At 72.3% G+C, this 26,683-nt stretch carries 29 protein-coding genes and 2 tRNA genes; 17 read left to right on the top strand and 14 right to left on the bottom strand.

The features are described from left to right. Positions 1–37 precede the first annotated feature (37 nt). The 6 genes from QF030_RS34265 to QF030_RS34290 all read left to right on the top strand — a co-directional run bounded on the left by QF030_RS34265 (position 38) and on the right by QF030_RS34290 (position 4,383). On the top strand, positions 38–1,234 hold the full coding sequence (locus tag QF030_RS34265; protein WP_307166432.1) for a glycine C-acetyltransferase: 1,197 nt from the start codon (positions 38–40) through the stop codon (positions 1,232–1,234). A gap of 495 nt (positions 1,235–1,729) precedes the next feature. Then, complete coding sequence (locus QF030_RS34270; protein WP_307166433.1) at positions 1,730–2,632, top strand: LysR family transcriptional regulator; 903 nt, start codon at positions 1,730–1,732, stop codon at positions 2,630–2,632. A 46-nt stretch (positions 2,633–2,678) separates the two neighbouring features. Further along, positions 2,679–3,293, top strand: a complete 615-nt coding sequence (locus QF030_RS34275) for a helix-turn-helix domain-containing protein (protein WP_307166434.1) — start codon at positions 2,679–2,681, stop codon at positions 3,291–3,293. After that, complete coding sequence (locus QF030_RS34280) at positions 3,290–3,811, top strand: GNAT family N-acetyltransferase (RefSeq protein WP_307166435.1); 522 nt, start codon at positions 3,290–3,292, stop codon at positions 3,809–3,811. The genes QF030_RS34275 and QF030_RS34280 overlap by 4 nt, the downstream gene beginning before the upstream one ends. Before the next feature lie 30 nt (positions 3,812–3,841). Then, the gene (locus QF030_RS34285; protein ID WP_307166436.1) at positions 3,842–4,201 is read left to right on the top strand and encodes an MmcQ/YjbR family DNA-binding protein; all 360 of its coding nucleotides are present in this window, start codon (positions 3,842–3,844) and stop codon (positions 4,199–4,201) included. 108 nt (positions 4,202–4,309) lie between these two features. Next, positions 4,310–4,383 (top strand) — tRNA-Pro (locus tag QF030_RS34290). Positions 4,384–4,702: 319 nt separating this feature from the next. Here QF030_RS34290 and QF030_RS34295 read toward each other — a convergent pair. The 5 genes from QF030_RS34295 to QF030_RS34315 are packed head-to-tail and all read right to left on the bottom strand — an operon-like array spanning position 4,703 to position 9,071. After that, on the bottom strand, positions 4,703–5,134 hold the full coding sequence (locus QF030_RS34295; protein WP_373428935.1) for a (2Fe-2S) ferredoxin domain-containing protein: 432 nt from the start codon (positions 5,132–5,134) through the stop codon (positions 4,703–4,705). Then, on the bottom strand, positions 5,131–5,670 hold the full coding sequence (locus tag QF030_RS34300) for an NUDIX hydrolase family protein (protein WP_107085148.1): 540 nt from the start codon (positions 5,668–5,670) through the stop codon (positions 5,131–5,133). The genes QF030_RS34295 and QF030_RS34300 overlap by 4 nt, the downstream gene beginning before the upstream one ends. A 15-nt stretch (positions 5,671–5,685) precedes the next feature. Beyond that, positions 5,686–6,831, bottom strand: a complete 1,146-nt coding sequence (locus tag QF030_RS34305) for an amidohydrolase family protein (protein ID WP_307166438.1) — start codon at positions 6,829–6,831, stop codon at positions 5,686–5,688. Position 6,832: 1 nt separating this feature from the next. Then, positions 6,833–8,236, bottom strand: coding sequence for a glutamine synthetase family protein (locus QF030_RS34310; protein WP_307166439.1), 1,404 nt, complete (start codon positions 8,234–8,236; stop codon positions 6,833–6,835). 43 nt (positions 8,237–8,279) lie between these two features. Beyond that, positions 8,280–9,071, bottom strand: a complete 792-nt coding sequence (locus QF030_RS34315; RefSeq protein ID WP_307166440.1) for an SAM-dependent methyltransferase — start codon at positions 9,069–9,071, stop codon at positions 8,280–8,282. Positions 9,072–9,192: 121 nt separating this feature from the next. Between QF030_RS34315 and QF030_RS34320 the strand changes: the two genes are divergently transcribed. Together QF030_RS34320 and QF030_RS34325 are read left to right on the top strand one after the other, a co-directional pair. After that, positions 9,193–10,041: a Cof-type HAD-IIB family hydrolase gene (locus QF030_RS34320; RefSeq protein WP_307167792.1), complete on the top strand. Its 849-nt coding sequence runs from the start codon at positions 9,193–9,195 to the stop codon at positions 10,039–10,041. Between the two features lie 137 nt (positions 10,042–10,178). Then, complete coding sequence (locus QF030_RS34325) at positions 10,179–11,423, top strand: amidohydrolase (RefSeq protein WP_307166441.1); 1,245 nt, start codon at positions 10,179–10,181, stop codon at positions 11,421–11,423. Positions 11,424–11,445: 22 nt separating this feature from the next. Here the strand turns inward: QF030_RS34325 and QF030_RS34330 are convergent, their stop codons facing one another. Genes QF030_RS34330 through QF030_RS34345 form a run of 4 tightly spaced genes read right to left on the bottom strand, consistent with a single transcriptional unit; the run spans position 11,446 to position 13,396 of the window. Next, entirely contained in the window at positions 11,446–11,778 is a 333-nt protein-coding gene (locus QF030_RS34330) for a DUF3140 domain-containing protein (RefSeq protein WP_307166442.1), read from the bottom strand. Between the two features lie 25 nt (positions 11,779–11,803). After that, a complete protein-coding gene (locus QF030_RS34335; RefSeq protein ID WP_307166443.1) occupies positions 11,804–12,286 on the bottom strand; it encodes a Dps family protein in 483 nt (160 codons plus the stop codon). Next, entirely contained in the window at positions 12,283–12,540 is a 258-nt protein-coding gene (locus tag QF030_RS34340; protein WP_307166444.1) for a WhiB family transcriptional regulator, read from the bottom strand. Before QF030_RS34340 ends, QF030_RS34335 begins: the two co-directional genes overlap by 4 nt. Before the next feature lie 55 nt (positions 12,541–12,595). Continuing rightward, a complete protein-coding gene (locus QF030_RS34345; protein ID WP_307166445.1) occupies positions 12,596–13,396 on the bottom strand; it encodes an alpha/beta hydrolase in 801 nt (266 codons plus the stop codon). 102 nt (positions 13,397–13,498) lie between these two features. Between QF030_RS34345 and QF030_RS34350 the strand changes: the two genes are divergently transcribed. Together QF030_RS34350 and QF030_RS34355 are read left to right on the top strand one after the other, a co-directional pair. Then, a complete protein-coding gene (locus tag QF030_RS34350) occupies positions 13,499–14,686 on the top strand; it encodes a thiolase family protein (protein ID WP_307166446.1) in 1,188 nt (395 codons plus the stop codon). Positions 14,687–14,773: 87 nt separating this feature from the next. After that, positions 14,774–15,547 (top strand): sulfite exporter TauE/SafE family protein, encoded by a 774-nt coding sequence (locus QF030_RS34355; protein ID WP_307166447.1) that lies wholly within the window; start codon positions 14,774–14,776, stop codon positions 15,545–15,547. 24 nt (positions 15,548–15,571) lie between these two features. Here the strand turns inward: QF030_RS34355 and QF030_RS34360 are convergent, their stop codons facing one another. From QF030_RS34360 to QF030_RS34370, 3 genes are read right to left on the bottom strand one after another with little or no spacing between them, the layout of a single operon-like run. Continuing rightward, entirely contained in the window at positions 15,572–17,659 is a 2,088-nt protein-coding gene (locus QF030_RS34360) for an MDR family MFS transporter (protein WP_307166448.1), read from the bottom strand. A 60-nt stretch (positions 17,660–17,719) separates the two neighbouring features. Beyond that, on the bottom strand, positions 17,720–18,493 hold the full coding sequence (cobF, locus tag QF030_RS34365; protein ID WP_307166449.1) for a precorrin-6A synthase (deacetylating): 774 nt from the start codon (positions 18,491–18,493) through the stop codon (positions 17,720–17,722). A 42-nt stretch (positions 18,494–18,535) separates the two neighbouring features. Continuing rightward, positions 18,536–19,066, bottom strand: coding sequence for a DUF309 domain-containing protein (locus tag QF030_RS34370; protein ID WP_307166450.1), 531 nt, complete (start codon positions 19,064–19,066; stop codon positions 18,536–18,538). Positions 19,067–19,166: 100 nt separating this feature from the next. On the opposite strand from QF030_RS34370, the gene QF030_RS34375 reads away from it, so the two are divergent. The 5 genes from QF030_RS34375 to QF030_RS34395 all read left to right on the top strand — a co-directional run bounded on the left by QF030_RS34375 (position 19,167) and on the right by QF030_RS34395 (position 23,160). After that, a tRNA-Pro gene (locus QF030_RS34375) sits at positions 19,167–19,243 on the top strand. A gap of 179 nt (positions 19,244–19,422) precedes the next feature. Beyond that, positions 19,423–20,409: an aldo/keto reductase gene (locus QF030_RS34380; RefSeq protein WP_307166451.1), complete on the top strand. Its 987-nt coding sequence runs from the start codon at positions 19,423–19,425 to the stop codon at positions 20,407–20,409. A gap of 103 nt (positions 20,410–20,512) precedes the next feature. Further along, on the top strand, positions 20,513–21,085 hold the full coding sequence (locus QF030_RS34385; protein ID WP_307166452.1) for a TetR/AcrR family transcriptional regulator: 573 nt from the start codon (positions 20,513–20,515) through the stop codon (positions 21,083–21,085). 135 nt (positions 21,086–21,220) lie between these two features. Then, entirely contained in the window at positions 21,221–22,399 is a 1,179-nt protein-coding gene (locus tag QF030_RS34390; protein ID WP_307166453.1) for an acyl-CoA dehydrogenase family protein, read from the top strand. A 2-nt stretch (positions 22,400–22,401) separates the two neighbouring features. Beyond that, entirely contained in the window at positions 22,402–23,160 is a 759-nt protein-coding gene (locus QF030_RS34395) for an SDR family NAD(P)-dependent oxidoreductase (protein WP_307167793.1), read from the top strand. 51 nt (positions 23,161–23,211) lie between these two features. Here QF030_RS34395 and QF030_RS34400 read toward each other — a convergent pair whose 3' ends face one another. Further along, a complete protein-coding gene (locus QF030_RS34400) occupies positions 23,212–23,997 on the bottom strand; it encodes a GntR family transcriptional regulator (RefSeq protein ID WP_307166454.1) in 786 nt (261 codons plus the stop codon). Between the two features lie 117 nt (positions 23,998–24,114). Then, a complete protein-coding gene (locus tag QF030_RS40680) occupies positions 24,115–24,279 on the bottom strand; it encodes a hypothetical protein (protein ID WP_373428844.1) in 165 nt (54 codons plus the stop codon). A 306-nt stretch (positions 24,280–24,585) separates the two neighbouring features. Between QF030_RS40680 and QF030_RS34410 the strand changes: the two genes are divergently transcribed. Together QF030_RS34410 and QF030_RS34415 are read left to right on the top strand one after the other, a co-directional pair. Beyond that, positions 24,586–25,605 carry a sugar ABC transporter substrate-binding protein gene (locus tag QF030_RS34410; RefSeq protein ID WP_307166455.1) on the top strand — a complete coding sequence of 340 codons (1,020 nt, stop codon included), beginning with the start codon at positions 24,586–24,588 and terminating at the stop codon, positions 25,603–25,605. Continuing rightward, a complete protein-coding gene (locus QF030_RS34415; protein ID WP_307166456.1) occupies positions 25,605–26,681 on the top strand; it encodes an ABC transporter permease in 1,077 nt (358 codons plus the stop codon). Before QF030_RS34410 ends, QF030_RS34415 begins: the two co-directional genes overlap by 1 nt. The last annotated feature ends 2 nt before the right edge of the window (positions 26,682–26,683 follow it).

Here is a 26,683-nt window from a genome sequence, read left to right on the forward strand (position 1 = left end):
GTTTCTCGCGTTTCCTGCGTTTCTTAGGAGCTTCCTGATGTTCGACTCCGTGCGCGACGATCTGCGCACCACCCTCGACGAGATCCGCGCCGCCGGTCTGCACAAGCCCGAGCGGGTCATCGGCAGCCCGCAGTCGGCGACGGTCGCCGTCACCGCGGGCGGCCGTCCCGGCGAGGTCCTCAACTTCTGCGCCAACAACTACCTCGGCCTCGCCGATCACCCCGAGGTCGTCGCCGCCGCCCACGAGGCCCTCGACCGCTGGGGCTACGGCATGGCGTCGGTGCGCTTCATCTGCGGGACGCAGGAGGTGCACAAGGAACTGGAGGCGCGTCTCTCGGCCTTTCTCGGCCAGGAGGACACGATCCTGTACTCCTCCTGCTTCGACGCCAACGGCGGGGTTTTCGAGACGCTCCTCGGCCCCGAGGACGCGGTGATCTCCGACGCTCTCAACCACGCCTCGATCATCGACGGCATCCGGCTGTCCAAGGCCCGCCGGTTCCGCTACGCCAACCGTGATCTGGCCGACCTGGAGCGGCAGTTGAAGGACGCGTCCGACGCGCGGCGCCGACTGGTCGTCACCGACGGCGTCTTCTCCATGGACGGTTATGTGGCGCCCCTCGCCGAGATCTGCGACCTGGCCGAGCGTTACGACGCCATGGTCATGGTCGACGACTCGCACGCGGTCGGCTTCGTCGGTCCGGGCGGCCGTGGCACGCCCGAGCTGCACGGGGTGATGGACCGAGTCGACATCATCACCGGCACCCTGGGCAAGGCGCTGGGCGGCGCGTCGGGCGGCTACGTGGCGGCCCGGGCCGAGATCGTCGCCCTGCTCCGCCAGCGCTCCCGTCCCTACCTCTTCTCCAACACCCTCGCGCCGGTCATCGCCGCCGCCTCGCTGAAGGTCCTCGACCTGCTGGAGTCGGCCGACGACCTGCGGGTGCGGCTCGCCGAGAACACCGCGCTGTTCCGCCGCCGGATGACGGACGAGGGTTTCGACATCCTGCCCGGGGACCACGCCATCGCGCCCGTGATGATCGGCGACGCGGCGAAGGCGGGCCGGATGGCCGAGCTGCTCCTGGAGCGCGGGGTGTACGTGATCGGCTTCTCCTACCCGGTGGTCCCGCAGGACCGCGCCCGCATCCGGGTCCAGCTGTCCGCCGCGCACTCCACGGACGACGTCAACCGCGCGGTCGACGCCTTCGTCGCGGCCCGGACCGAGCTGGAAGCGGCCTGAGTCCGACGGCGGGCCAGCTTGACGGCGGGCCAGCTTGACGGCGAGTGAGTCCCGACGGTGGCTCGAGCCGACGGCGGGCCGGCTGAATGCGTGCTGGCTTGGATGCGTGCCGGGCCTGACGGCGGCTTGAGACGAGGGCGGGCGGTCGGTCGGGTGCGGGCCTGCGCCGACGGTGGGCCGGGTTGGATGTGTGCGGGGTCCGGCGGCGGCTCGAGCCGACGGCGGGTGGTCGGCTGCGGGCCTGCGCCGACGGTGGGCTGAACCGGATGCGTGCCGAAACAGGCAGGGCCTGAGCCGGAAGCGGCCTGAGCCGGAGCGGGCTGGTCGGACGCGGCCTGCGCGGACGCGGCCTGCGCGGACGCGGCCTGCGCGGATGCGGTCCGAGTCGGTCGCCGTCCTTGCCGGGCGCGGTCCCGGCCGGAGCGGGCCGGGCGTGGCAGGAGGCCAGGGCCGGAGGCGGTTCGAGCGGCCCGGACACATTGCGATAATCGATCCATGATCGAAGCGCGGCGGCTCCACATCCTCCGTGCGGTGGCCGACCACCGCACGGTGACCGCGGCTGCCGCCGCGCTGTATCTCACCCCGTCCGCCGTCTCCCAGCAGCTGACGGCCCTGGAGCAGGAGACCGGCCACCGGCTGGTCGAGCGCAGCGCCAAGGGCGTACGGCTCACCCCGGCCGGCGAGATCCTGCTCGGCCACACCAACGCCGTCCTGGCCCAGCTGGAGCGGGCCGAGGCGGAACTGGCCGCCTACAGCTCCGGAGCGGCCGGCACGGTGACGGTCGCCGCCTTCGCGACGGGGATCGCCCTGGTCGTGGCGCCCGCGGTGGCCCGGCTGGCCGGTACCGCCCCGGGGATCCGGATCCGCGTCCAGGACGCCGAGGGCGACGCCAGTCTGCCGATGGTGCTCGACCGGCAGGTCGACGTCGCGGTGGCCGTCGAGTACCGCGGCGCCCCGGCCGCCGACGATCCGAGGCTCGCGCACGTCTCGCTCTACGCCGAGCCCTTCGACGCCGTCGTCCCGGTCGGCCACCGCCTCGCCGACGCCCCCGAGGTCCCGCTCGCCGAACTGGCCAAGGACCCCTGGATCGGCCCCTACCCGGGCAACCCCTGCCATGACGTGGTCGTTCTGGCCTGCGAGAACGCCGGGTTCCAGCCTCGTCTGGAGCACTCCTCGGACGACTTCCGCGCGGTTGTCGCGCTGGCCTCGGCCGGCGCGGGCGTGGCGCTCGTGCCGCGTTCGGCGCTGCGCGGCATGGATCTCACGGGGGTGGTCGTACGGCCCGTGGACGGAGTGGCGCCGACCCGGAGGGTGTTCGCGGCCGTCCGCCGGGGAGCGGAGGCGCATCCGCTGATCCGGCCGGTGCTGGAGGCGCTCGGCGAGGCCGCCCGGGTGTGAGCCTTCCGTAACCGTGCCGTCTCATATCCGGGATATCGTCCCTGATATGAGACACGAGCCGGATGTGAGACACGGGACGAACGGAGCGGAGGCGGCCGGGTCGCCGGACCCCGTCGACGTGCGGATCGCCGGGCGGCTGGCCGCCTTGCGGGCCGAACGCGGTTGGTCGCTGGGGGAGTTGGCGGAACGCAGCGGGGTGAGCCGGTCCACGTTGTCGCGGGCCGAACGGGCCGAGACCAGTCCGACCGCCGCGCTGCTCAACCGGCTGTGCCATGTCTACGGGCGGACCATGTCCCGGCTGCTCAGCGAGGTGGAGGCGGAGCCCGCGCCGCTGGTGCGCGCCGCCGAGCAGTCCGTCTGGGAGGACCGGGCCTCCGGGTTCGTCCGGCGCTCCGTTTCGCCGCCGCACCCCGCGCTGCGCGGCGAACTGGTCGAGGGGCGGCTCGCCGTGGGCGCCGACATCGCCTACGACCTGCCGCCCGTGGCGGGCCTGGAACAGCACATCTGGGTGCTGGAGGGCGCCCTCGAGGTGACGGCCGAGAACACCGCACACCACCTTGGTCCCGGGGACTGTCTGCGCCTGCGGGTGTGGGGGCCGACCCGGTTCCGGTGCGCGGGCGAGGAGGGCGTGCGGTACGTGCTGGCGGTGGTGCTGCCATGACCGTCACCCGACTCGACGCCCCCCTGCTGCGGGCCCGCGCGGGGGAGTTGGCCGACCTGCTGATCGACGCGGTGGACGACGGCGCCTCGCTCGGCTTCCTCGCCCCGCTGGCCCGGGCGGCGGCCGAGGCCTGGTGGAGGGAGCGCGCGGAGGGCGTGGCCGCCGGGCGGCTCGCGGTCTGGACGGCGGCGGACGGGGACCGTCTCGTCGGCACCGTCGGTCTGGCCTTTCCCGACAAGCCCAACAGCCGCCATCGCGCCGAGCTCGTCAAGCTGATCGTGCACCGGGACGCCCGCGGGAAGGGCCTCGGCCGCACCCTCCTGACCGCCGCCGAGGAGAGCGCGGCGGCGGCCGGCATCACCCTGCTGCACCTGGACACCGAGACCGACAGCCCCGCCGAGCACCTGTACTGCACCGCCGGGTGGACCAGGGCCGGGGTGATCCCGGACTACGCGGCCGACCCGGCCGGGACCCTGCGCCCGACCACCCTGTACTACAGACACATCGCCGCCGGGTGACTGTCAGTGGCAGCGGCTACGGTGCGCAGCATGCCGGACGCCGAAGACGTACGCCGTATCGCCCTGTCCCTGCCGGACACCACGGAGAAGATCTCGTGGAGCATGCCCACTTTCCGGGTCGCGGGGAAGATGTTCGCCACACTGCCCGAGGAGGAGACCTCCCTCGCCGTGCGCTGTCCCAAGGAGGAGCGCGACGAACTGGTGCTCGCCGAGCCCGGGAAGTTCTGGATCGCCGACCACGAAGCCCAGTTCGCCTGGGTGCGGGCCCGCCTCGCCGCCCTGGAGGACGAGGACGAGCTGCGCGACATCCTCGCCGACTCCTGGCGGCAGGCGGCCCCGACGCGGCTGCTCGAGGCGTACCCGGAACTGGGCGCCGGCCCGGGGGTCTGACGGCTCCGGGCGGTCGGGGCACGGGAAACGGGTGCGCGACCATCGACCCGAGTGCGGTATGGTTTCCATGCGTGTTCGGCCAGGGGAAACCCCAGGTCAGGCAGGCAACGGGACGTGGCGCAGCTTGGTAGCGCACTTGACTGGGGGTCAAGGGGTCGCAGGTTCAAATCCTGTCGTCCCGACCGGCTTCATCGCAGGTCGGAAGGTCGTTTCCACGAAAGTGTGGAAGCGGCCTTCGTCGTTTCCCGCGCCGGGCCGGCCGATCCGCTCACCGAGACGGCGAGCCCGCAGCCGGCGCAGCCCCGCAGCTGCTCTGCCCCCTCCGGCCGGGCGGGAGCGAGAAGGACCGGTACGGCGCGCTGCCCGGGGCGGCGGCCTCGAGGACCTGGCGGATCGGCCCGGTCGCCCCGGACACGATCGTGCCCAGGGCCATGACACCGACGAGCGGGCCGCCCCGCCCTCGTCCGGCCCGGTGGGAGCGCCGGCCGACCCGCGGCGGGGTCAACGTCGGCCGCGTACCCGCTGCTCCCGAGGCGGGCTGATGAACTGCAGTTCCAGCGTGACCGGCGGCGCCGCGATGCCCGGGCCGCCCGCCGCCGCCCAGCTCAGGATCTCGTCCGTGCAGTCGTCGTCCATGGCGAAGCCCACCCAGGTGGCCCGGCCGCCGGCCCGGCGCCCGTCGGCCGAGGGCTGGACCACGATGACGTTGGCCCGGTCGCAGGGGCCGAGGCAGTCCGTCGTACGGACCTCGAAGGCGCCGGCCGAGTCGGCGGCGGCCGCCCGCAGCCGCTCCAGCTGCCAGCCGTGGTCGTAGCCGGGGTTTTTGCCGGCGTCGCCGCAGCAGCAGCCCCTGCACACCACCAGCGTGCAGGGACGACTGCGCGCGGCGCCCACCAGGGCGCGACGGCCGGACGGCGCGGGTGTCACGCTCAGGAGGCCGAGAGGCCGACGTGGGCCAGCGCCTGCCGCAGCAGGAACCCGTGCCCGCCCGGCATCTCGCTCTGCACCGCGAGCGAGGCGGCCTCCTGCGGGCTGAACCACACCAGGTCGAGTGCGTCCTGGCGAGGACGGCAGTCGCCGGTCACCGGCACGATGTAGGCCAGCGACACCGCGTGCTGACGGGGGTCGTGGTACGGGGTGACGCCCTGCGTGGGGAAGTACTCCGCCACCGTGAACGGCTGGAGCGAGGTGGGCACCCGGGGCAGCGCCACCGGGCCCAGGTCCTTCTCCAGGTGGCGCAACAGGGCGTCCCGGACGCGCTCGTGGTGCAGAACCCGGCCGGAGACCAGCGTGCGGCTGACATTGCCGTCCGGTCCCATCCGCAGCAGCAGGCCGACGCTGGTGACTTCGCCGCTGTCGTCGACGCGCACGGGCACGGCCTCGACGTACAGGATCGGCATACGGGCGCGCGCCATCTCGAGCTCGTCGGAGCTCAGCCAACCCGGCGTGGTTTCGGTCAAGTCAGACATTGCTTGATCATACTTTCAGTGTCCGTCGGGAAGCCGGTAGACCCGGCGGGCATTGTCCGCTCCGGCCCAGCGTGCCAGGCGCAGCGCGTCGGGCAGGCTCAGTTCGTCGGCGTCCACCCGGTCCTGGAGCAGATCTCCCAGTCCCCTGCGGAACGCCAGCGCGCCGAGCCCGTAGAACTCCGCCACACCATAGGCGTCCGAGCTGTAGAGCAGTTTGCGGAACGGTGTGATCTCCAACGCCTCCTCCAGCACCGCCCGCGCTCGTGGGGGACCCACATGATGCAGCGTGAGCCCCACGTCCAGGTAGACCTGCTCGAACACCGCGGCCAGATAGGCGGCTTGGCGCTGGTAGGGCCAGCAGTGCAGGAGCATCACCGGGATCGTGCCCGCCGTCAGGTGCAGCCAGTCCGTGAGACGGCTCGGGTCCACCCGGTGCAGCCGGATGTCGTTGTCGCCGAAGCCGGTGTGCAGTTGCAGGGGGAGCCCCAGGTCGACGGCCGTCCACAGCAGGTGCCGGACCAGCACCGGGTCCGCCAGCCGTCCGCCGTCCGCCCTCCAGCGCCGTGCGGCCCGGGTGACCTCGGCGTCCGTGGGCCGGGCCGGGTCGAGGTCGAAGCCGGTCCGGTAGGCGGCCACCGACTTGACCGCCACCACCCCCGGCCGCCGTACCGCGTCCAGGGCGGCGGCCCGGAACGCGTCGGCGTACCCGTCGGGCTCGACGCCCCGCGCGGCCACGTCCTCCGCGACGGCCTCCAGCCGGACGACCTCGTGGGCGACCGCCGGTCGGCGGGCACCGGCAGCCCCGGCCAGCTCGGCGGGCGTCGTGACGCGGTGCGGGGCGAACCCGGTGTCGACACAGAACACGCCGGTCCGGGCGGCGGTGAGGAACCGCCGGTTCACCTCCCGCGGGCCCAGCTCGGCCCGCCGGGCCAGGTAGACGTCGGCCGGGGCGTGCCGCTCCAGATCGAGCAGCGGCGCGCAGTGGCGGCGTACGGCCACCCCGGCGGGAGTGTCGAAGGGCGAGACGCCGGGCCATCGGTCGCCCTCGGTGAGCAGCGCCTCGAAGGCCGGCCGGTCCAGCGGGTCGAGGACGACACCGTGGCAGTGATGGTCCACCAGGTCCAGCTCGGCGAGGGCCTCGTGGACCGGTCCGCCGGTCATGTCAGTACTTCCAGCGGTAGGCCGCGGCCACCCGCTCGTCGTCGAGCCCGTCGACGGCGTCGATCTCGCCCTGCCGTACGGCGCTCACCGCGTCGGCGAGGACCGGGCCGAGCGCGGTCCGCAGCACCTCGTCCCGGCGGAACTCGGCGAGGGACCCGGCGAGCGAGGCCGGCAGCCGGCGCACGCCCCGGGCGGCGGCCTCCACGGCGCCGAGCCGGGCCGGATCCCCTTCCGTCTCCTCGGGCAGGACGGCGCCGGTCGCGAGCCCGGCCAGCCCGGCGGCGATCACACAGCCGAGGGCGAGGTACGGGTTGGCGGCCAGATCGACCGGCTTGACCTCAAGATTCGCCTGCTCCGCGCGCCGCCCCGCCGTGCCGCGCACCAGACGCAGCGCGCACTCGCGGGTCTCCAGGCCCCAGGCGGTGAACACCCCGGCCCACTGCGACGGCTTGAGGCGCAGACGGCTCGCCGGGCTGGGCGCGGTCACCGCCGTGAGGGCCGGAAGCCGGGCCAGCACTCCGGCCGTGAACGCCTCCGCCTCGGCCGTCATGCCGTGCCGCCGCGCCCCGCCCGCGTGCAGGTTCGTGCCGTCGCGCCAGGCGGAGAGATGGATGTGCCCGCCGTTGCCGACCCCTTCCGCCACGACGGCGGGGGAGAAGGACACCCGCAGGCCGTGGCGCCGGGCCAGCGCGCGGATCGTCTGGCGGACGAGGACGCTGCGGTCGGCCGCCGCCACCGGGTCGAGCGCGCCCACGGAGATCTCGAACTGGCCGGGCGCGTACTCCGGGTGGAGCTGGTCGACGTCCACGCCCTGCGCCGCGCACGCGGCCAGCAGTTCGGCGGTGTACTCGCTCAGCTCGACCTGCCGGGTCGCGCCGTACGCCGGTCCCGTGGCCGCCGGGACGAACTCCCCCTCGGGCGCCGAGTCGAGGCCTACCGACCACTCGATCTCGATGCCCGCCTTGAAGGCGAGACCGTGTCCGCGGGCCGCGTCCGCGACGACGCGGCGCAGGAAGGTGCGGGAGCAGCCGGGGTGCCGCTCCCCGTCCTGGGTGACGCGGTCGACCGGCGCCCAGGCCCAGCCGGGCTGCGCGGCGAGGGCCACCAGCCGGTCGAGGTCCGGGTACAGACGCAGATCGCCGTCGGGGGAGCCCAGCACGTCGGTCGCGACGATGTGGTCGTTCGCCAGGAAGGTGTCGAACACCGGCGACATCCCGACGCCCCAGGCCGCCGCCGAGGCCAGCCCGGCCGTGGGGATCGTCTTCACCCGGCCGATGCCCGCCGTGTCGACATAGGCCAGGACGATCCCGTGGACGCCTCTCGCCGCCAGTTCGCCGCCGAGCGCGTCGGCACGCTCGACCTCTCCGGGGCGCCCGCCGGGGACGGGATCGGCAAGGGTGGTCATACGTCCTCCACGGTCGGTACGTCCGTCGCGTGCCGTACGTGCGTCAGGGTTTCACGGCCACCGCGCCGTACTGCGGCACCACCGCGAGGGAGTCGGCCTCGCCGCGCCAGCGCGAGCAGGACACGAGGCCGGGCTCCAGCAGCTCCAGGCCCTCGAAGAAGGCGGCGATCTCGGCGCCGCCGCGGGCGGTGATCGGCGGGGTGGCGTTCTCGTTCCAGAACTTCATCGCCGGGATCTGGCCCTCGCCGCCCACCTCGCTGTCGTGGGTCGGGTGCGTCAGCACGAGGTAGCTGCCGGAGGGGACGTCGGCCATGACCTTGCGGACGATGTCCCGGGCCGCCTCGAAGTCCAGGACGAAGTTCAGGATGCCCAGCATCATCACCGCGACCGGGCGGGTGAAGTCCAGGGTGCCCGCCGCGCGTTCGAGGATCTGGGCCGGGTCGTGCACATCGGCGTCGATGTAGTCGGTGACGCCCTCGGCGGTGCCGGTCAGCAGCGTCCGGGCGTGCGCCAGCACGATGGGGTCGTTGTCGACGTACACGATCCGCGACCCGGGCGCCACGCGCTGCGCGATCTCGTGGGTGTTGTCGGCCGTCGGCAGTCCGGTGCCGACGTCGAGGAACTGCCGTACCCCCCGCTCCTCGGCGAGGAACCGCACCGTCTGGCCCAGGAACCAGCGGTCCGCCCGCGCGATCTCCCGGATCAGCGGGAACATCCCGGCGACGTGCTCGCCCACCCGCTGGTCGACCTCGTAGTTGTCCTTGCCGCCGATCCAGTAGTTCCACACCCGCGCGTTGTGCGCGACGCTGGTGTCCAGCCGTGCCGACCCGCTCACCCGACCGCCCCTTCTCACGTCCTGCCCGTGTCACGGGCCTGCGTCCGCCATTGTGCCGCCGGATGATCACCGTTGTCCCCGGTAGGGTGAAAATCCGGTGATCCCGTACAGGAAGCAGGCCATGCCCTACTCGCACGCCCCCCGCCCGACCGCGTCCCCGGCGGGTCCCGTCGACATCCGGCTGGTCGTCACCGACATGGACGGCACGCTGCTCGACGACGACAAGAAGGTGCCCGAGGGGCTGTGGGAGACGCTGGCCCGGCTGCGGGAGCGCGGGGTGCTGTTCACCCCGGCGAGCGGACGCCAGTACGCCACCCTGGCCGCGGAGTTCGCCGAGGTCGCCGAGGGGATGGTGTTCATAGCGGAGAACGGCACCTATGTGGTGCGCGACGGCGAGGAACTGAGCTCCGATCCGCTGGCGCCGGGAGTGGTCGCGCGAGTGAGGGAGACCGTACGGGGCCTCACGGCCGACGGCGCCGACGTGGGCGCCGTCGTCTGCGGGAAGCGGTCCGCGTACGTCGAGCGGGCCGACGAGGCGTTCCTGGCCGAGGTGGGCCGCTACTACGTGCGCCACCGGGTCGTCGAGGACGTCACCGCCGTCGACGACGACATCATCAAGGTCGCCCTCTTCGACTTCGGGTCCGCCGAGCGGACCACCGCCCCGGCCCTCGCCCCGTTCGCGCGGACCCACCAGGTCGTCGTCTCCGGCGAGCACTGGGTCGACGTCATGAACCGCACCGCGAACAAGGGTGCCGCGCTGCGCGCCCTCCAGCGGGAGCTGGGCATCACGCCCGCGCAGACCATGGTGTTCGGCGACTACCTCAACGACCTGGAGATGCTGGACGCCGCCGACTGGTCGTTCGCCATGGCCAACGCCCACCCGGAGGTTGTCCGCCGGGCCCGCCACCTCGCGCCCTCCAACAACGACAACGGTGTGCTGCGCACCGTCACACGCCTGCTCGACCTCTGATCGCCGGACGGTCCCGGGCCACCGGCCGGGCCGCACGTGCACGTGCCCGTGCCGTCGGCATTTGGGGCTCCTCGACCGCTCGACCGATCGCGCCCGTCGGCTGCGGTCGGCGGCACCGCTCTCCTAGGCTGCACGGTATGAGCGAACCGGCCGTCGTCGCCCGCCTGGCCCGTGAGATCACGTCGGGACTCGAACCCGGCCGGCTGGCGGATTTCTACCAGGACCTGCACCGCCACCCCGAGCTGTCCTTCCAGGAACACCGCACCGCCGCGAAGCTGGCCCTGCGGCTGCGCGCGGCGGGGTTCGAGGTGACGGAGGGGGTGGCCCGCACCGGCGTCGTCGCGGTGCTCGCGAACGGCGACGGGCCGGTGGTGTGGCTGCGGGGGGACATGGACGCGCTGCCCGTGCGGGAGGCGACCGGGTTGCCGTACGCCTCGACCGTCGACGGGCTGATGCACGCCTGCGGCCACGACCTGCACGTCACCTGGCTGGCGGCGGCCGCCGAGGCGCTCGCCGCCGCCCGCGAGGTCTGGTCCGGGACGCTGGTGGTGGTCGGGCAGCCCGCGGAGGAGGCCGGGGGCGGTGCGGCGGCGATGGTCGCGGACGGGATCCACGCCCGTTTCCCACGCCCGGACGTGCTCTTCGGCCAGCATGTGGCGCCGGGGCTCGCCGGGTCCTATCCGCACACGCCCGGCCTGACGCTGTCGGCCTCGGACGACATCGACGTCGTCGTGCACGGGGTCGGCGGCCATGGTTCGCGGCCCGAGTCGACGGTCGACCCGGTGGTCACGGCCGCGTACGTCGTGACCAGGCTCCAGACCGTGGTCGCGCGCGAGGTGGCCGCCGGCGAGTCGGTCGTGGTGACGGTGGGGAGTTTCCACGCCGGCACGAGTTCCAACATCATCCCCGCCGAGGCGCTGCTCGGACTGAACGTGCGCACCCGGGACACCCGGGTGCGCGAGCGGGTCCTCGCCGTGATCCGGCGGGTGGTCGAGGGGGAGTGCGCCGCCGCGGGCTGCCCGGTCCCGCCCGGGGTCACGGTCCGCTCCGGCTGTCCCAACACGGTCAACGACGCCGCCCTGGACGCGGAGATCGCCGCGGCGCACCGTGAACTCTTCGGCGCGGACACGGTGTTCGACTTCGGGCAGGCGCTGGGCAGCGAGGACTTCTCCCTGCTCGCCCCGGCGGGCGTGCCGTACGACTACTGGTACGTGACCTCGACCCCGGCGCCCCTGTGGGAGGCTGCGCCGGGGGAGGACGTGCGGGAGAAGGTCGCGGGCGTGCCGGGAAACCACAGTCCGCTGTTCGCGCCGGACCTGTCCGTGCTGGTGCCGGGAGTGCGCACCCTGGTGTCGGCGGCGCTCTCCCGGCTCACCGGCTGAGGCGCGGCGGCCCGCGCAGGGCTCAGGGCTTGAGCGGATCGTGGCCGATCGTCATCAGACGGTGGCGTCCGCGGGTGTCCCCGGCGCCGGGTTCGTTCTCCGGGTCCGCCTGCGCGTCGACGGTGTCCACGACCCTGTACATCACCCGGACGTCGTCGTCGGTCAGGTCGGTGCGCCGCTTCTGCAGGATCGCCAGCACATGCTGCCCGGTGGGGGTCCCCGCCTCCTCGGGCAGCGGCTCGGCGTTCTCGTCGGCGTCGCGTACCCGCAGCCAGGCGGCCAGCTCCTGCGAGGTCATGTTCACCACGCGGTGGAAGTCCTCCCACAGCGCGTCGAGTTCGAGTGCGTCGGTCATGACGTTCCCTCGCTCCTTCCGTGGATCACTGTTCGCGCGGCCAGTTCTCCGCCTCGAACATCCACCGCTGCTTCTCCAGCTCGGCGGTGATGCCGATCAGCAGGTCCTGGGTGACCGGGTCCGCCTCCTCGGTCGCCGTGATCCGCTCCCGCAGCCGCGTGATGGCCGCTCCCAGCGTCTCCGCGATCACCTGGACGACGTCCTCGTCGCGCACCCAGCCGTCCTTCGGCGAGGGCAGGGTGAACGCCGAGGCGATCGTCTCCGGGCGGCCGTCGGGCGGCAGTCCCAGCGCCGCCGCGCGCTCCGCGACCGTGTCGGCGTACGAACGGGCCGTCGAGACCACCTCGTCGAGCTGCAGGTGGATCGAGCGGAACCGGGGTCCCACGATGTTCCAGTGCGCCTGCTTCCCGATCAGGGACAGGCCGAGAAGGTCCACGAGGGTGGTCTGCAACGCGTCGAAGGTGACCTGGCGGGCCGGTTCGGGCAGAGGGCTCTTCACGACAGTCATGCGGTGCTCCTTGTCGTCGCGTCGTGTCTGGCGGTACGGAGCAGTTCCGCGCGTTCCTCCTCGCCGGTCCCGCCCCACACGCCCGAGGTCTGTCCGATCGCGAACGCGTAGGAGAGACACTCGGCACGCACCGTGCAGCGGGCGCAGACGCGTTTGGCCGCCGCGACGTCACGCAGGGCGGGTCCGCTCGTGCCCACGGGGAAGAACAGCTCGGGGTCCTCGCCCACACAGGCGGCACTGCGCAACCACTCCATGCAGGCGCGGGTGCCCCGGTCACACCACCGCAAACAGCCGCATCCGCCTTCCGTCTCAGGCGGTGAGCACACTGTCCAGGAAGCGCGTCACGTCCGCGAACACCTCGCCGCGGTTCGTCTCGTGGAACACCTCGTGCCGGGCTCCCGGGTAGATCCGCTCGGTCGCCGCGCCGCCGCTCAGCCGCTCGACGCCGGTCCGGCTGCCGGGCAGCGGAACCAGCCGGTCGTCGTCCCCGTGCAGCCACAGCAGAGGCAGCGTGCCGATGTCGCCGCCCTCGGTCACGGTCTCCAGGGTCCGTACGAACGCCTCCAGCGTCGGCCGCTTCATCGGCCCGTGCCAGACCAGTTCGTCCGCCGCGTAGGCCGCGCCCACCGCCGGGTCGCGGGAGAGGGCGGCCGGCGAGACGGGGACGGCGGGGATCTCCTCGTGCGCCAGCAGCCGTCCGGGCAGCTCCCAGCCGCCGATCACCGGCCCCGACAGCACGAGCGCGGCGAGCGTGTCCCCGTACCGCTGGGCGTACCGGGCCGCGATCAGGCCGCCCATGGAGTGTCCGATGACGACCAGGGGCAGGCGCGGGTGTGCGGCCCGGGCGAGTCGCGCCACGGCGTGCAGATCGGTGACCACGTCCTCGAAGTCCTCGATCGCCACGCGTTCGCCCGCCGACCTGCCGTGCCCCATGTGGTCGGGGGCGAAGACGGCGGCGCCGTGCCCGGTGAGGACGTCGGCGAGTTCCCCGTAGCGGCCTGCGTGCTCGCCGTAGCCGTGCACCACCAGAGCGAGGCAGCGGGGCCGCGGAGGGGACCACCCGTGTACGGCGATCGCGCCGCGGGTCCCGCTCAGGACGTGTTCGGTCATCGCTCCTCCTGCTGCGTCGGCGAAGGCGTCCGGGCATCTTCCCAGGGGATCGGACCGGGGACTATAGTCGAAAACTAGCAGTGCTAATCAAGGAGTCCTGACGTGCGTCCCGTCCACTTCGCGGCCGCCCGCCGCACCCCCGTCGGCAGACTGCGCGGGGCCCTGTCCTCCGTACGGCCCGACGATCTCGCCGCGACCGTCATCCGAGGCCTGGTCGCCGAGGTGCCCGCGCTCGACCCGGCCCGTATCGACGACGTCTACTGGGGCGCCGCCAACCAGGCGGGCGAGGACAACCGCAACGTCGCCCGGATGGCCGCGCTGCTGGCCGGCCTGCCCGCGACCGTGCCCGGCGCCACCGTGAACCGGCTGTGCGCCTCCGGGCTCGAGGCCGTGACGACCGCGGCCCGCACGATCGCCGCGGGCGAGGCCGACATCGTGCTGGCCGGCGGCTCCGAGTCGATGAGCCGCGCCCCCTTCGTACTGGCCCGCCCCGACGAGGCCCTCCCGCACCGCGTCGAGACCGTCGACACCCGGCTCGGCTGGCGCCTGGTCAACCCCGCCATGGAGGACCTGCACGGGATGCTGGCCATGGGGGAGACCGCCGAGGAGGTCGCCACCCGGTACGGCATCACCCGTGAACGCCAGGACGAGTTCGCCCTGCGCAGCCACCGACGGGCGGCGCTGGCCCGCAAGGACGGCCACTTCGACGACGAACTGCTGCCCGTGCGGCGCCCGGACGGCGTGGTCGTCGACGCCGACGAGGGCATCCGCGAGGACACCTCACCGGAGAAGCTCGCGAAGCTGAAGCCCGTGTTCCGCGAGGGCGGCACGGTCACCGCCGGCAACGCCTCACCCATGAACGACGGCGCCGCCGGGCTCCTCCTGGTCAGCGAGGAGGCGCTCAACGAACTGGGTCTCGAGTCGCTGGGCCGCTACGTCGCCGGCGCCTCCGCCGGTGTCCACCCCGACGTGATGGGCATCGGACCGGTTCCGGCCACCCGCAAGGCGCTGGCCCGGGCCGACTGGAGCGTCGACGACGTCCAGGAGGCCGAGTTCAACGAGGCGTTCGCCGCCCAGGTGCTCGCCTGCGTCGACCAGCTCGGCATCGACCCCGGCCTGGTCAATCCCAGCGGCGGCGCGATCGCGCTCGGCCACCCGCTGGGCTGCTCGGGCGCCCGCATCCTGACCACCCTCCTGCACCGGATGCGCCGCACGGGAGCGGAGCGCGGGCTGGCCACGATGTGCGTGGGCGTCGGACAGGGCAGCGCGGTACTGGTGGAGAGGCACTGAACGGCACCGGCGCCGGCGGCCGGGAACAACCACCAGGCGAGACGGGATCCGGGCCGTCCGGTGGGCGTGCGTAGCATCGGTCTCCGCATGAACACGATGAATCTGTGGCACATCACCGGCTGGGAGTTCGCGGCGCTGGCTCTCGCGGCCCTGCTCGTCGGCTTCTCCAAGACCGCCGTCAGCGGGGCCAACACGGTCAGCCTCGCGATCTTCGCGGCGATCCTGCCCGCCCGTGCCTCCACGGGCGTCCTGCTGCCGATCCTGATCGCCGGCGACGTCCTCGCCGTCCTCACCTACCGGCGGCACGCCCACTGGCCCACGCTGTGGCGGCTGTTCCCGGCGGTCGCGGCCGGCGTGGTCGTCGGGACGGTGTTCCTGATCCGGGCCGACGACGCGCTGGTGCGCACGTCGATCGGCGCGATCCTGTTGCTGATGGCGGGTGTCACGGTCCGGCGGCGCCGCACGGCCGACGCGGGCGACGAACCCGACGCCGTGGTCACCCGGTCCGGCCGCCTCAAGGCCCGCTCCTACGGGGTCCTCGGCGGCTTCACCACCATGGTCGCCAACGCCGGCGGCCCGGTGATGTCGATGTACCTGCTCTCGGCCGGCTTCCGCAAACTCGGCTTCCTCGGCACCTCCGCGTTCTTCTTCCTGATCGTCAACGTCTCGAAGGTCCCGTTCAGCGCGGGCCTCGGACTCATCGACGCCGACTCGCTCCTCCTGGACGCGGCACTCGTCGTGTTCGTCGTCCCCGGCGCGCTGCTCGGCAGGTGGGCCGTGCCCCGTATCGACCAGCGGCTCTTCGAGCGGCTGGTGATCGCGGCGACCGTGGTGGGCGGCCTCCAGCTCCTGCTGCGCTAGCGGTACGGCCCGGGCAGCCGGTCCTCAGGGCGCCGCGACGGCCGCCGGCTCCGGTGCGGGCCGGCGCCGGGCCAGACCCTCGTTGAGATCCTCGACCAGGAGCCGCTTGGCGATGGTGTCCACCGCCGCCCGCAGGTCCCCGCCCGCCGGGCGGCCGATGTCCCGGGCCACCCGCTCCTCCAGCCACTCGCCCCACGCACGGGTGATCACCCCGGCCTCGCGGGTGCCTGCCGCCGTGTGGGACAGCAGGGACCCGTGGCGGGTCAGATAGCCCTCGTCGACCATGCGGTCGAACACCGGCAGCAGCACCTCCGGCGGCAGCTGCCGACGGGCGGCGACGAGTCCGAGGCTCGTGTGGCCGACCATCCGGGTGAACAGCTCGACCTGCATCACCGCCCAGGCCCCGGCCACGTCGAGACGGGTGTCGGAGCCCTCGACGATCCGGCGCGCGGTGTCCGCGTCGGTACCACCGATGATCTTCGCGACGGAGGCCTCCAGCACCCGTCGCGAGTCCGCGCCGGACGGCTGGCCGAACCCCTCTCCCATGTCGGTGGAGCTCAGCCGCGCGCTGTCGCGCAGCTCGACCTGCTTCAGGAACAGGGCGACGACGAAGCCGACGGCCGCGACCGGCACCGTCCACAGGAACACCGTCTGGATGGTGTCCGCGTAGGCGTGCACGATCGGGTCGGCGACGGCCGGGGGCAGCCGGTGCAGGCCCTCCGGGCTGGTCGCCGCCGCGGCGATGGTCGCCGAGTCGACGCTGCCCGCCGCCGCCGACGTCGCCGCCCCGATGCCCTCCTTCAGGTTCGGGGCGAGGGAGTTGGTGTACAGGGTGCCGAAGACGGCCGTGCCGAAGGAACTGCCGAGGGTGCGGAAGAAGGTGACCCCGGAGGTGGCGGTGCCCAGGTCGGCGTACTCGACGGTGTTCTGCACGGCGATCGTCAGCACCTGCATGGACAGGCCGATGCCGGTGCCGAGCACGAACATGTACAGCGATTCCAGCCAGGCCCCCGTGCCGGGACCCATGAGGGACATCAGATAGAGGCCGGCGCCCATCACCACCGAGCCGACGATCGGGAACAGCCGGTACCGCCCGGTCTTGCTGACCACGTTGCCGCTGAAGACCGACGCGATGAGCAGACCGAGCACCATGGGCAGCGTGCGCACGCCCGAGACCGTGGCGGAGTCGCCGTCGACGTACTGGAGGTAGGTCGGCAGATAGGTCAGCGCGCCGAGCATCGCGAAGCCCACGACGAAACTGAGGATCGAGCAGACGGAGAAGACCGGGTTGCCGAACAGCCGCATGGGAAGCATCGGTTGCCGCGCTCGCGTCTCGACCCGGCAGAACAGGGCGAGGGCGACGGCACCGCCCGCGAACAGGCCGATGATGACGCCCGAGTCCCATGCGTACTCGTTGCCGCCCCAGCTCGTCGCCAGGATCAGCGCGCTCGCGCCGACCGCGACCAGCGCGATCCCCAGGTAGTCGATGACCGGCCGGACGGCCGACTTCACCACCGGGATGGTGCGGGCGGCCGCGAAGACGACGACGATCGCGATCGGCACGTTGACGTAGAACGCCCACCGCCAGGACAGATGGTCGGTGAACAGCCCGCCGAGGAGCGGTCCGATGACGGTGGCCACGCCGAACACGGCCCCGATGGCGCCCTGGTACTTGCCCCGCTCGCGCAGCGGGATGACGTCGGCGATCAGCGCCATCGCCGTCACCATCAGGCCGCCCGCGCCGACGCCCTGCATGGCCCGCCAGGCGATCAGCAGCGACATGTCGGTCGCCAGGCCGCACAGGAACGATCCCGTGATGAACACGATCGCCGAGACCTGGAAGACCACCTTGCGGCCGAACAGGTCACCGAACTTGCCGACCAGCACGGTCGCGACGGTCTCCGCGAGAAGGTACGCGGTGACCACCCACGACATGTGCGCGGCCCCGCCGAGGTCCGACACGATCGTCGGCAGCGCCGTGCCGACGATCGTCTGGTCCAGCGCCGCCAGCAGCATCCCCAGCACGATCGTCCCGAAGACGATGTTCCGTCGACGCGGGTCAAGGACGGGCGGCTGGGCTGCGGCCGGAGCGACTTCCTCGGTGACGGTCACGAGGTCACGTTCACACCGGCGCCCCCGCCGCGCACGCGGGGCCGGGCCGCCCGGGGGAGGCTACTCCCGGCCCGGGTCGCGGCGCAGCAGGTAGGTGTCCATGATCCAGCCCTTGCGGGCGCGCGCCTCGGCGCGCAGCCGCTCGATGCGGGGGCCGGCCTCGGCGATCGGACCGGAGACGAGGATCTCGTCCGGGGTGCCTATGTAGGCGCCCCAGTAGATGTCGACGTCCTGATCGGCGTACTGCCGGAAGGTCTGGTGGGCGTCCAGCATCACCACCACGTCGTCCACCCCCTCCGGGAAGCCCTCGGCGAGCCGCCGGCCCGTGGTGATCTGCACCGGACGCGCCACCCGGTTCAGACCCGTGCGGTGCCGGGCGACGAGCGCCGAGACGCTGCTGATGCCGGGCACCACGTCGTACTCGAAGGCCACCGCGCCCCGGGCCAGCACCTCCTGGAGGATGGCCAGCGTGCTGTCGTAGAGCGCGGGGTCGCCCCAGACCAGGAACGCGCCGCTCTGGTCCTCGCCGAGTTCCTCGGTGATCAGGCGCTCGTAGATCCCGGCGCGGGCGCTGCGCCAGTCGCCGACGGCGGGGGAGTAGGCCGCGCCGCCGGCCCCGCGGTCCCGCTCCGGATCGCGGGCCTCGACCACCCGGTAGGCGCCCTCCGGCAGGTGCGTGTCGAGCATGTCGTGACGCAACCGCGTCAGGTCGCTCTTCACCTCGCCCTTGTCCAGGACGAAGAACACGTCCGTGCTGCGCAGCGCCCGGACCGCCTGGAGGGTCAGCTGGTCGGGGTCGCCCGCGCCGATACCGATGACATGAATCTTTCGCACGCCCCGAGTCTGCCGTACGCCACCGACAGTGACGGGGCCGGGTCAGCGCAGCCGGGGCGCCCGGGCCCGCGCGTCCACGGAGGCGCCGGTCCGCTCCACGGTGTCCGCCAGCTCGCGCGCCCAGCGGGCCAGAGCGGCGAGATCCATCCCGTACGGCCGGTCCTGTCCCGCGTCGGCCGCCCATTCCCGCACCGCCCCGGCGCCGCGCCGCAGCAGCCGCGCCCCGCCGGTGAGGTTGCCCCGCGCGGCGTGGGTCAGGCCCACCGCGAGCTGCGCGAGCCCGCGCCACAGGGCGCGCTCCGACTCGGGGCCCGACTTCCAGGCGTCCTCGAAGACCTCGTGCGCGTGGAACGGCTTCCCGGCGTCCAGCAGGGTCTGCGCCTCGACGACGGTCGCCTCCGGGGTGCGGACGACCCCCTCGGGCTGCCGCTCCACACCGGGCGTGCCGTACGGCAGGGGCCGACCGAGCCCGTCCCGGGGCCGGGCGTTGCGCGCCCGGCCCTCGCCGTCCCGGTCCCGGGGCCCGGCGGGCCGGCCGCCGCTCGTGCCTCCTGTGCTGTCCAAACGGTCCATACGGCGATTGTCCCGCGCCCGGGCCCCCTACGGCGCACCGCCCGGTGTGGGGTAAAGTGCTGTTCGCGCGATCACACGGCGAACACCGTGCGAAGCGCACCGGGACGTGGCGCAGCTTGGTAGCGCACTTGACTGGGGGTCAAGGGGTCGCAGGTTCAAATCCTGTCGTCCCGACCAGCTTCACGGCAGGTCGGAAGCCGCTTTCTCGATGAGAAGGCGGCTTCGGTGCGTTCGGGGCGCCCTGCCGCTCCCATCGGCCGTCTCGCGGTCCGGAAACAGCCCTTGCCCTGAAGCGCACTTCAAGCGCAAGACTCCCGTTCGGGCCGGAGGACACCGGCCGAACGGGAGGATCCAGCATGAGGTACCGCACCATAGGCACCGACCCGGCCACCCGTCGCGAGGTCAGTGTGCTCGCGCTCGGGGCGATGCTCTTCGGGTCGGTGACGGACGAGGAGACGTCCTTCGCGATCCTCGACCGGTACGTCGAGGCCGGCGGGAACTTCGTCGACACGTCCGACAACTACGCCTTCTGGGTCGACGGCGGCCAGGGCGGCCAGAGCGAGGAACTGATCGGCCGGTGGCGGCGCAGCCGGGGCGTCGGCGACGAGATCGTCGTCGCGACCAAGCTGGGCGCCCGGCCGCTGGCGCCGGGCACCAGCTACACCGACAACGCGGAGGGGCTTTCCGCGAAGGTCGTCCGCGAGTCCGCCGAACGCAGCCGGGACAGGCTCGGCGTCGAGCGGCTGGACCTGCTCTACGCCCACATCGACGACCACGCCGTCCCGCAGCGCGAGACCGTCGAGGCCTTCGCGGAACTCGTCGCGGAGGGCACGGCCGGCCTGCTCGGGGTGAGCAACCAGGCCATGTGGCGGGTGGAGCGGGCCCGCGCCCTCGCCGCCGCGGCGGGAGTGCCCGGTTACGAGGTGCTCCAGTACCAGCACAGTCATCTGCGCCCGCGGTTCGACGTCCCCAGCGAACTCTTCCCGGACGGCAGCCTCGGGCACGCCGGCCCCGAACTCCTCGGCTACCTGCGGGCCGAGCCCGGCCTCACCCTGGTCGCCTACTCGCCGCTGCTCGCCGGCGCCTACACCCGGCGGGACAAGCCCCTGCCGCCGGACTACGACCACCCGGGCACCCCGGCCCGGCTCGCCGTGCTGCGCGAGGTCGCCCGCGAGACCGGCGCGAGCGTCAACCAGGTCGTGCTGGCCTGGCAGTTGGGCGGGGAGGCGCCGATCGTGCCGCTGGCCGGGGCGTCTTCGGTGGCGCAACTGGAGGAGAACCTGGCCGCCGTCGACCTGGAGCTGACCGCGGACCAGCGCTCCCGGCTGGACGCCGCCCACTGACGAACGGGCGGCGAACGGGCGGCGACCGCGGGCCGGGCGGGCGCCGGTCGTGCGCCGTCCCGTTGGGCGACCCGGCGGTAACCGGGGAGGCTACGCTGGGATCATGCCGTCCCCCCGCCGCACCGCCAGACAGGCCGACCTGCTGGAACGTCTCGTCGCGCTGCTGACGGCGGAGGGGTTCTCGGACCTCACCCTGGACGACCTCGCCGAGCGGCTGCGCTGCTCCAAGACGACCCTGTACCAGCTCGCCCGCAGCAAGCAGGGGCTGGTCGTGGAGGCGGTCAAGCACTACTTTCGCGGGGCCACCGAGGCGGTCGAGAAGCGGGTGGCGCAGACCGTCGACCCCTCGGACCGCGTCCGCGCGTACCTGACCGCCGTGGCCGAACAGCTGCGCCCGCTCTCGCGCCGGTTCCTCGACGACGTGGCGGACTTCCCGCCCGCCCGCGAGGTGTACGAGGCCAACACGCGGATGGCCGCGGAGCGGGTGCGCCGGCTGATCGCCGAGGGCGTCTCGGACGGCGCCTTCCGCGAGGTGAACACCGCCTTCGTCGGTGAGGTCGCCGCCGCGACCATGCGCCAGATCCAGCAGGGCGAGCTCAAGACCCGGACGGGGCTGACCGACGCGGAGGCCTACGAACAGCTCGCGTCGCTCATCGTGCACGCCGTCTCCTCCTGACGCGGACCCTTTTCCGGTCGCCGCCGGATGCCTCGGATGCCATGGACGGCCCCGCCGGCGTACTCTGGATGATACTTTCGTACGCACTCCAGTATCATTCCCAGTACTCACCGGTACTCCTACGTGGAGGTCACCATGCCTGCCACTCGTGCCCTGCCGACCGAGGAAGCCGTCGAGCTCATCCAGCTCACGCGCACCCTCGCCGCCAAGGAACTCGCACCCCGGGTCGCCGACGCGGAGGCGGACGGGACGTTCCCCCGGGACGTCTTCCGCACCCTCGGGCGCAGCGGCCTGCTCGGACTGCCCTTCGCGGAGAAGGACGGCGGGGCGGACCAGCCGTACGAGGTCTACCTCCAGGTGCTGGAGGAGGTCGCCGCGGTCTGGTCGAGCGTCGCGGTGGGCATCTCCGTGCACGCCCTGTCCTGCTTCCCGCTGGCCCGCTTCGGCACCGAGGAACAGCGGCGCGAGTGGCTGCCGGACCTGCTGGGCGGCGAGCTGCTCGGCGCGTACTGCCTGTCCGAGCCGCACGCCGGTTCCGACCCGGCGGCCATGCTCACCCGCGCGGTCCGCGAGGGCGACGAGTACGTGCTCAACGGCACCAAGGCCTGGACCACGCACGGCGGTTACGCCGACTTCTACACGGTCATGGCCCGCACCTCCGACGACCGCGCGCACGGCATCTCCTGCTTCCTCGTCCCGGCCGGCACCCCGGGGCTCAGCGCCGACCCGCCGGAGCGGAAGATGGGCCTGACGGGCTCGGCGACCGCGACCATGCGGCTGGAGGACGTCCGGGTGCCCGTCGAGCGCCGGATCGGTCAGGAGGGCCAGGGGCTGAAGATCGCTCTCGCCTCCCTCGACTGCGGCCGCCTCGGCATCTCGGCCGTCGCCACCGGCCTGGCCCAGGGGGCCCTCGACCACGCGGTGCGCTACGCGCGGGAGCGGGAGACCTTCGGCAAGCCGATCATCGAGCACCAGGGACTGGCGTTCGTGCTCGCCGACATGGGCGCCGCCATCGAGTCGGCGCGGGCCACCGCGCTGTCCGCCGCCCGGTTGAAGGATCTCGGCCTGCCCTTCACACGGGAGGCGTCGATCGCCAAACTCGTGGCCACGGACAACGCCATGAAGGTGACCACGGACGCCGTGCAGGTCCTCGGGGGGTACGGATACACCCGCGACTTCCCGGTGGAGCGCTACATGCGCGAGGCCAAGGTCATGCAGATCTTCGAAGGAACCAACCAGATCCAGCGCATGATCATCTCCCGTGCGCTGGACCGTGACGAGGGCGGTGTGCTCACCGTCCTCGGCAAGGAGTGATGATGCAGCTCGAGAACACCGCCGCCCTTGTCACCGGCGGTGCGTCCGGCCTCGGCGCGGCCACCGCGAAGGCGCTCGCCGAGGGCGGTGCCCAGGTTTTCGCCCTCGACCTCAAGGACGGCATCGACAAGGCGCCCGAGGTGCCCGGCGTGACCTATGTGCCCGCCGACGTCACCGACCCCGAGCAGGTCGGCGCCGCCGTCGCGACCGCGGCGGGCTCCGGTGTCCCGCTGCGCACGGTCGTCAACTGCGCCGGGATCGGCCCGTCCGCGCGGATCCTCGGCAAGAAGGGCGTCCACGACCTGGGCCTGTACGCCAAGGTGATCCAGATCAACCTGATCGGCACCTTCAACGTGCTCGCGCTCGCCTCGGAGGCCATCGCCGCGACCGAGGCCGACGCCAACGGCCAGCGGGGTGTCATCGTCAACACCGCCTCCATCGCCGCGTACGACGGCCAGATCGGCCAGGCCGCCTACTCGTCCTCCAAGGGCGGGGTCGTCGGCCTGACCCTGCCCGCCGCCCGCGACCTCGCGCAGTACGGGATCCGGGTGTGCACCATCGCCCCGGGGATCGTGGAGACGCCGATGCTGGCGACGGTCTCGGACGAGTTCCGCGCCTCGCTCGCCGAGGGCGTGCCCTTCCCGCGCCGCCTGGCCCGGCCCGAGGAGTACGCCAGGCTGGCCCTGGCGATCGTCGACCACGACTACCTCAACGGCGAGACCATCCGCATGGACGGCGCCCTGCGCATGGCCCCGCGGTAGGTCCCCGCGGTACTCGGCGGCACTTGCCGGTCCCCAGGGTTCTCAGGGCCTTCAGGATCTGACCAGGAGCTGGAAGTCGAACGCGTACCGGGACGCGCGGTAGACGTGCGTCCCGTACTCGACCGGCCGGCCGGTGTCGTCGTACGCCGTGCGCTGCATGGTCAGCAGGGCCGCCCCCTCCTTCTCGGCGAGGAGGCCCGCCTCTTCGGCGGTGGCGGAGCGGGCACCGATGGTCTGGCGGGCGCTGTGCAGGGTGATGCCCGCCGAGCGCAGCAGCCGGTACAGGCCGGTGGACTCCAGGCGTTCCGTGTCGAGGTCCAGGAGCGTTGCGGGCAGGTGGTTGCACAGGAATGCGACCGGCTGTCCGTGCGTGGCGCGCAGCCGTTCCAGGCGGACGACGTCGCCGCCCTCGGGGACGCCGAGCGCGGCGGCCACGTCAGCGGTCGCCGGCACGTGTTCGTTGCGTACGACACGGGTCGTGGGCCCCTGTCCGGCCGCCTCCAGGTCGTCGTAGAGGCTGCTCAGTTCCAGCGGCCGTTTGACCTGGCTGTGCACGACCTGGGTGCCGACTCCCCGCCGGCGCACCAGAAGTCCCTTGTCGACCAGGGACTGGATGGCCTGGCGGACTGTCGGGCGGGACAGGCCGAGGCGGGTCGACAGGTCGATCTCGTTGCCGAGGAGATCGCCCGGGGCGAGCGCGCCCTGTTCGATCGCCGCCTCCAGCTGCTGGGCGAGCTGGTAGTAGAGGGGCACCGGGCTGGTGCGGTCCAGGGCGAAATGCAGCAGGGCGAGCGCGGAGCCGGGCACGGCACGGGATCGGTCGCCGGTCTTCGCCATCGGGCGCCTCCTCGGGTCGGTGGGGTCGGGTCGGCGAGCGAGCGGGGGAGCGGGCGGACGTCGTCGGCAGGATCGGCCAGGACCGGCCGGACAGGCGGCCGGACAAACGGCCGGATATCAGCCGGATGCGAGGAGTCCCACGGTGGTCCCCGTGCGCCTGTTGCCCTGGTGCACCGCGAACGTCTCCGTCCGGGTGAGGGGTACGTCCGGGCACAAGGGGTAGAGATCGATCCCGGTTCCACCCACCGTGATCAGGTCCAGTGGCTGGGCCGACTCGGCCATGTGCGACGCTCCTCCATGGTGATCGGGGCCTGGCGTCTCCCAGGTGTAGGTCCCGGGGACCCACATGTCAAGAGTTTGTACTTACATTCGGACCTGATCGTGAAATGATGTCTTAACAAAGTATTGACAGTGAGCCCGTCAAGGGATTGGATCCGGCATCAAGCAGCGCACGCCGGGTCCGAGACACCTGAACAGTCGCGGATCCGGCCCCATGGCCCCAATCTGATGAGAAACGGGCCCCGGATCCCCGCGATCGCCTTCCCATTTCCCGGCGTTTTCTCCGTCGCACAGTGAGGTGCAGGAAAGATGGACAGCTCTTCTCCCTTCCGCTCGAGCAGAATCGCCCCGGTCGTGGCCATGGCCGCGGCGGTGGCCCTGACCCTCGCAGGCTGCTCCAGCGACTCCGGCGGCAAGAAGTCCGAGGAGAGCGCGGACGGCGCTTCCGCGGGCAAGGCGAGCACCCCGCAGATGACGGTCGCCCTGGTGACCCACCAGTCGCCCGGCGACACCTTCTGGGACATCGTCCGCAAGGGCGCCGAGGCGGCCGCCGCCAAGGACAACGTCAAGCTGGTCTACTCCGCCGACCCGAACGCCGGGAACCAGGCCACCCTGATCCAGAACGCCATCGACCAGAAGGTCGACGGCATCGCGGTCACCCTCGCCAAGCCGGACGCGCTGAAGGACGTCATAGCCAAGGCGAAGACCGCGAAGATACCGGTGGTCGGTCTCAACTCCGGTGTCAGCGAGTGGAAGAACCTCGGTCTGATGGAGTTCTTCGGCCAGGACGAGACCGTGGCCGGCGAGGCGCTCGGCAACCGGCTCAACTCCGAGGGCGCCAAGAAGGCCGTCTGTGTCATCCAGGAGCAGGGCAACATCGGCCTCACCCAGCGCTGTGCCGGTGTGAAGAAGACGTTCTCGGGGACGACGGAGACCCTGTACGTCAACGGCACCGACATGCCGTCCGTGAAGTCGACGATCACCGCCAAGCTGAGCCAGGACAAGGCCATCGACTACATCGTCACCCTCGGCGCCCCGTTCGCGCTGACGGCGGTGCAGTCCAAGGCCGACGCGGGCAGCAAGGCGAAGATCGCCACCTTCGACCTCAACAAGGACCTGACGAGCGCCATCGACAAGGGCACGATCGCGTTCGCCGTCGACCAGCAGCCCTACCTCCAGGGTTACCTGGCGATCGACTCCCTGTGGCTCTACAAGAACAACGGCAACTACATGGGCGGCGGCGAGCAGCCGGTGCTGACCGGTCCGGCCTTCGTGGACAAGACCAACGTCGACGCGGTCGCCTCGTTCGCCGCGAAGGGCACCCGGTGATGAGCATGACCCACCATGCCGAGCCGGCGGTGACCACACCGCCGGCCCCCGGCCGCAAGGAGAGCGACGGCCGGACCAAGCAACGCCCGCTGGCTCTGCGGCTGTTGGCGCGGCCCGAGGTGGGCGTGTTCCTCGGCGCGGTCGCGGTGTACGTGTTCTTCCTGATCGCGGCGCCGCCGGTGCGCGACGGCAGCTCGATGGCCAACATCCTGTACCAGTCGTCGACGATCGGGATCATGGCGCTGCCGGTCGCGCTGCTGATGATCGGCGGCGAGTTCGACCTGTCGGCCGGTGTCGCCGTCATCACCTCGGCGCTCACCGCGTCCATGCTCAGCTACCAACTCACCATGAACGTGTGGGTCGGTGTCGTCGTCGCCCTGCTGGTCTCCCTCGGGATCGGTTTCCTCAACGGCTGGATGGTGGTCAGGACCGGGCTGCCGAGCTTCCTGATCACGCTGGGCACGTTCCTGATCCTCCAGGGTGTCAACCTGGCGGTGACCAAGCTGATCACCACCAACGTGGCCACCGACGACATCAGTGACATGGACGGCTTCGGCCAGGCGAAGAAGATCTTCGCCTCGTCCTTCGACGTCGGCGGTGTCCAGGTCAAGATCACCATCGTGTACTGGCTGGTCTTCGCGGCCATCGCCACCTGGGTCCTGCTGCGGACCAGGTACGGCAACTGGATCTTCGCGGTGGGCGGCAACAAGGAGAGCGCCCGGGCGGTCGGCGTGCCCGTGACGTTCACCAAGATCTCGCTGTTCATGCTGGTCGGATTCGGGGCCTGGTTCGTCGGGATGCACCAGCTGTTCACGTTCAACACCGTGCAGTCCGGCGAGGGCGTCGGCCAGGAGCTGATCTACATCTCCGCGGCCGTCATCGGCGGCTGTCTGCTGACCGGCGGCGCCGGTTCGGCGATCGGCCCGGTCTTCGGGGCGTTCATGTTCGGGATGGTGCAGCAGGGCATCGTCTACGCGGGCTGGAACCCCGACTGGTTCAAGGCCTTCCTCGGCGTCATGCTCCTGGGCGCCGTCCTGATCAATCTGTGGGTCCAGCGCACGGCCACCCGGAGGTGACC

Origin of the sequence: Streptomyces rishiriensis (assembly GCF_030815485.1) — a bacterium.
In the GTDB taxonomy this organism is placed as follows: Bacteria; Actinomycetota; Actinomycetes; order Streptomycetales; family Streptomycetaceae; genus Streptomyces; species Streptomyces rishiriensis_A.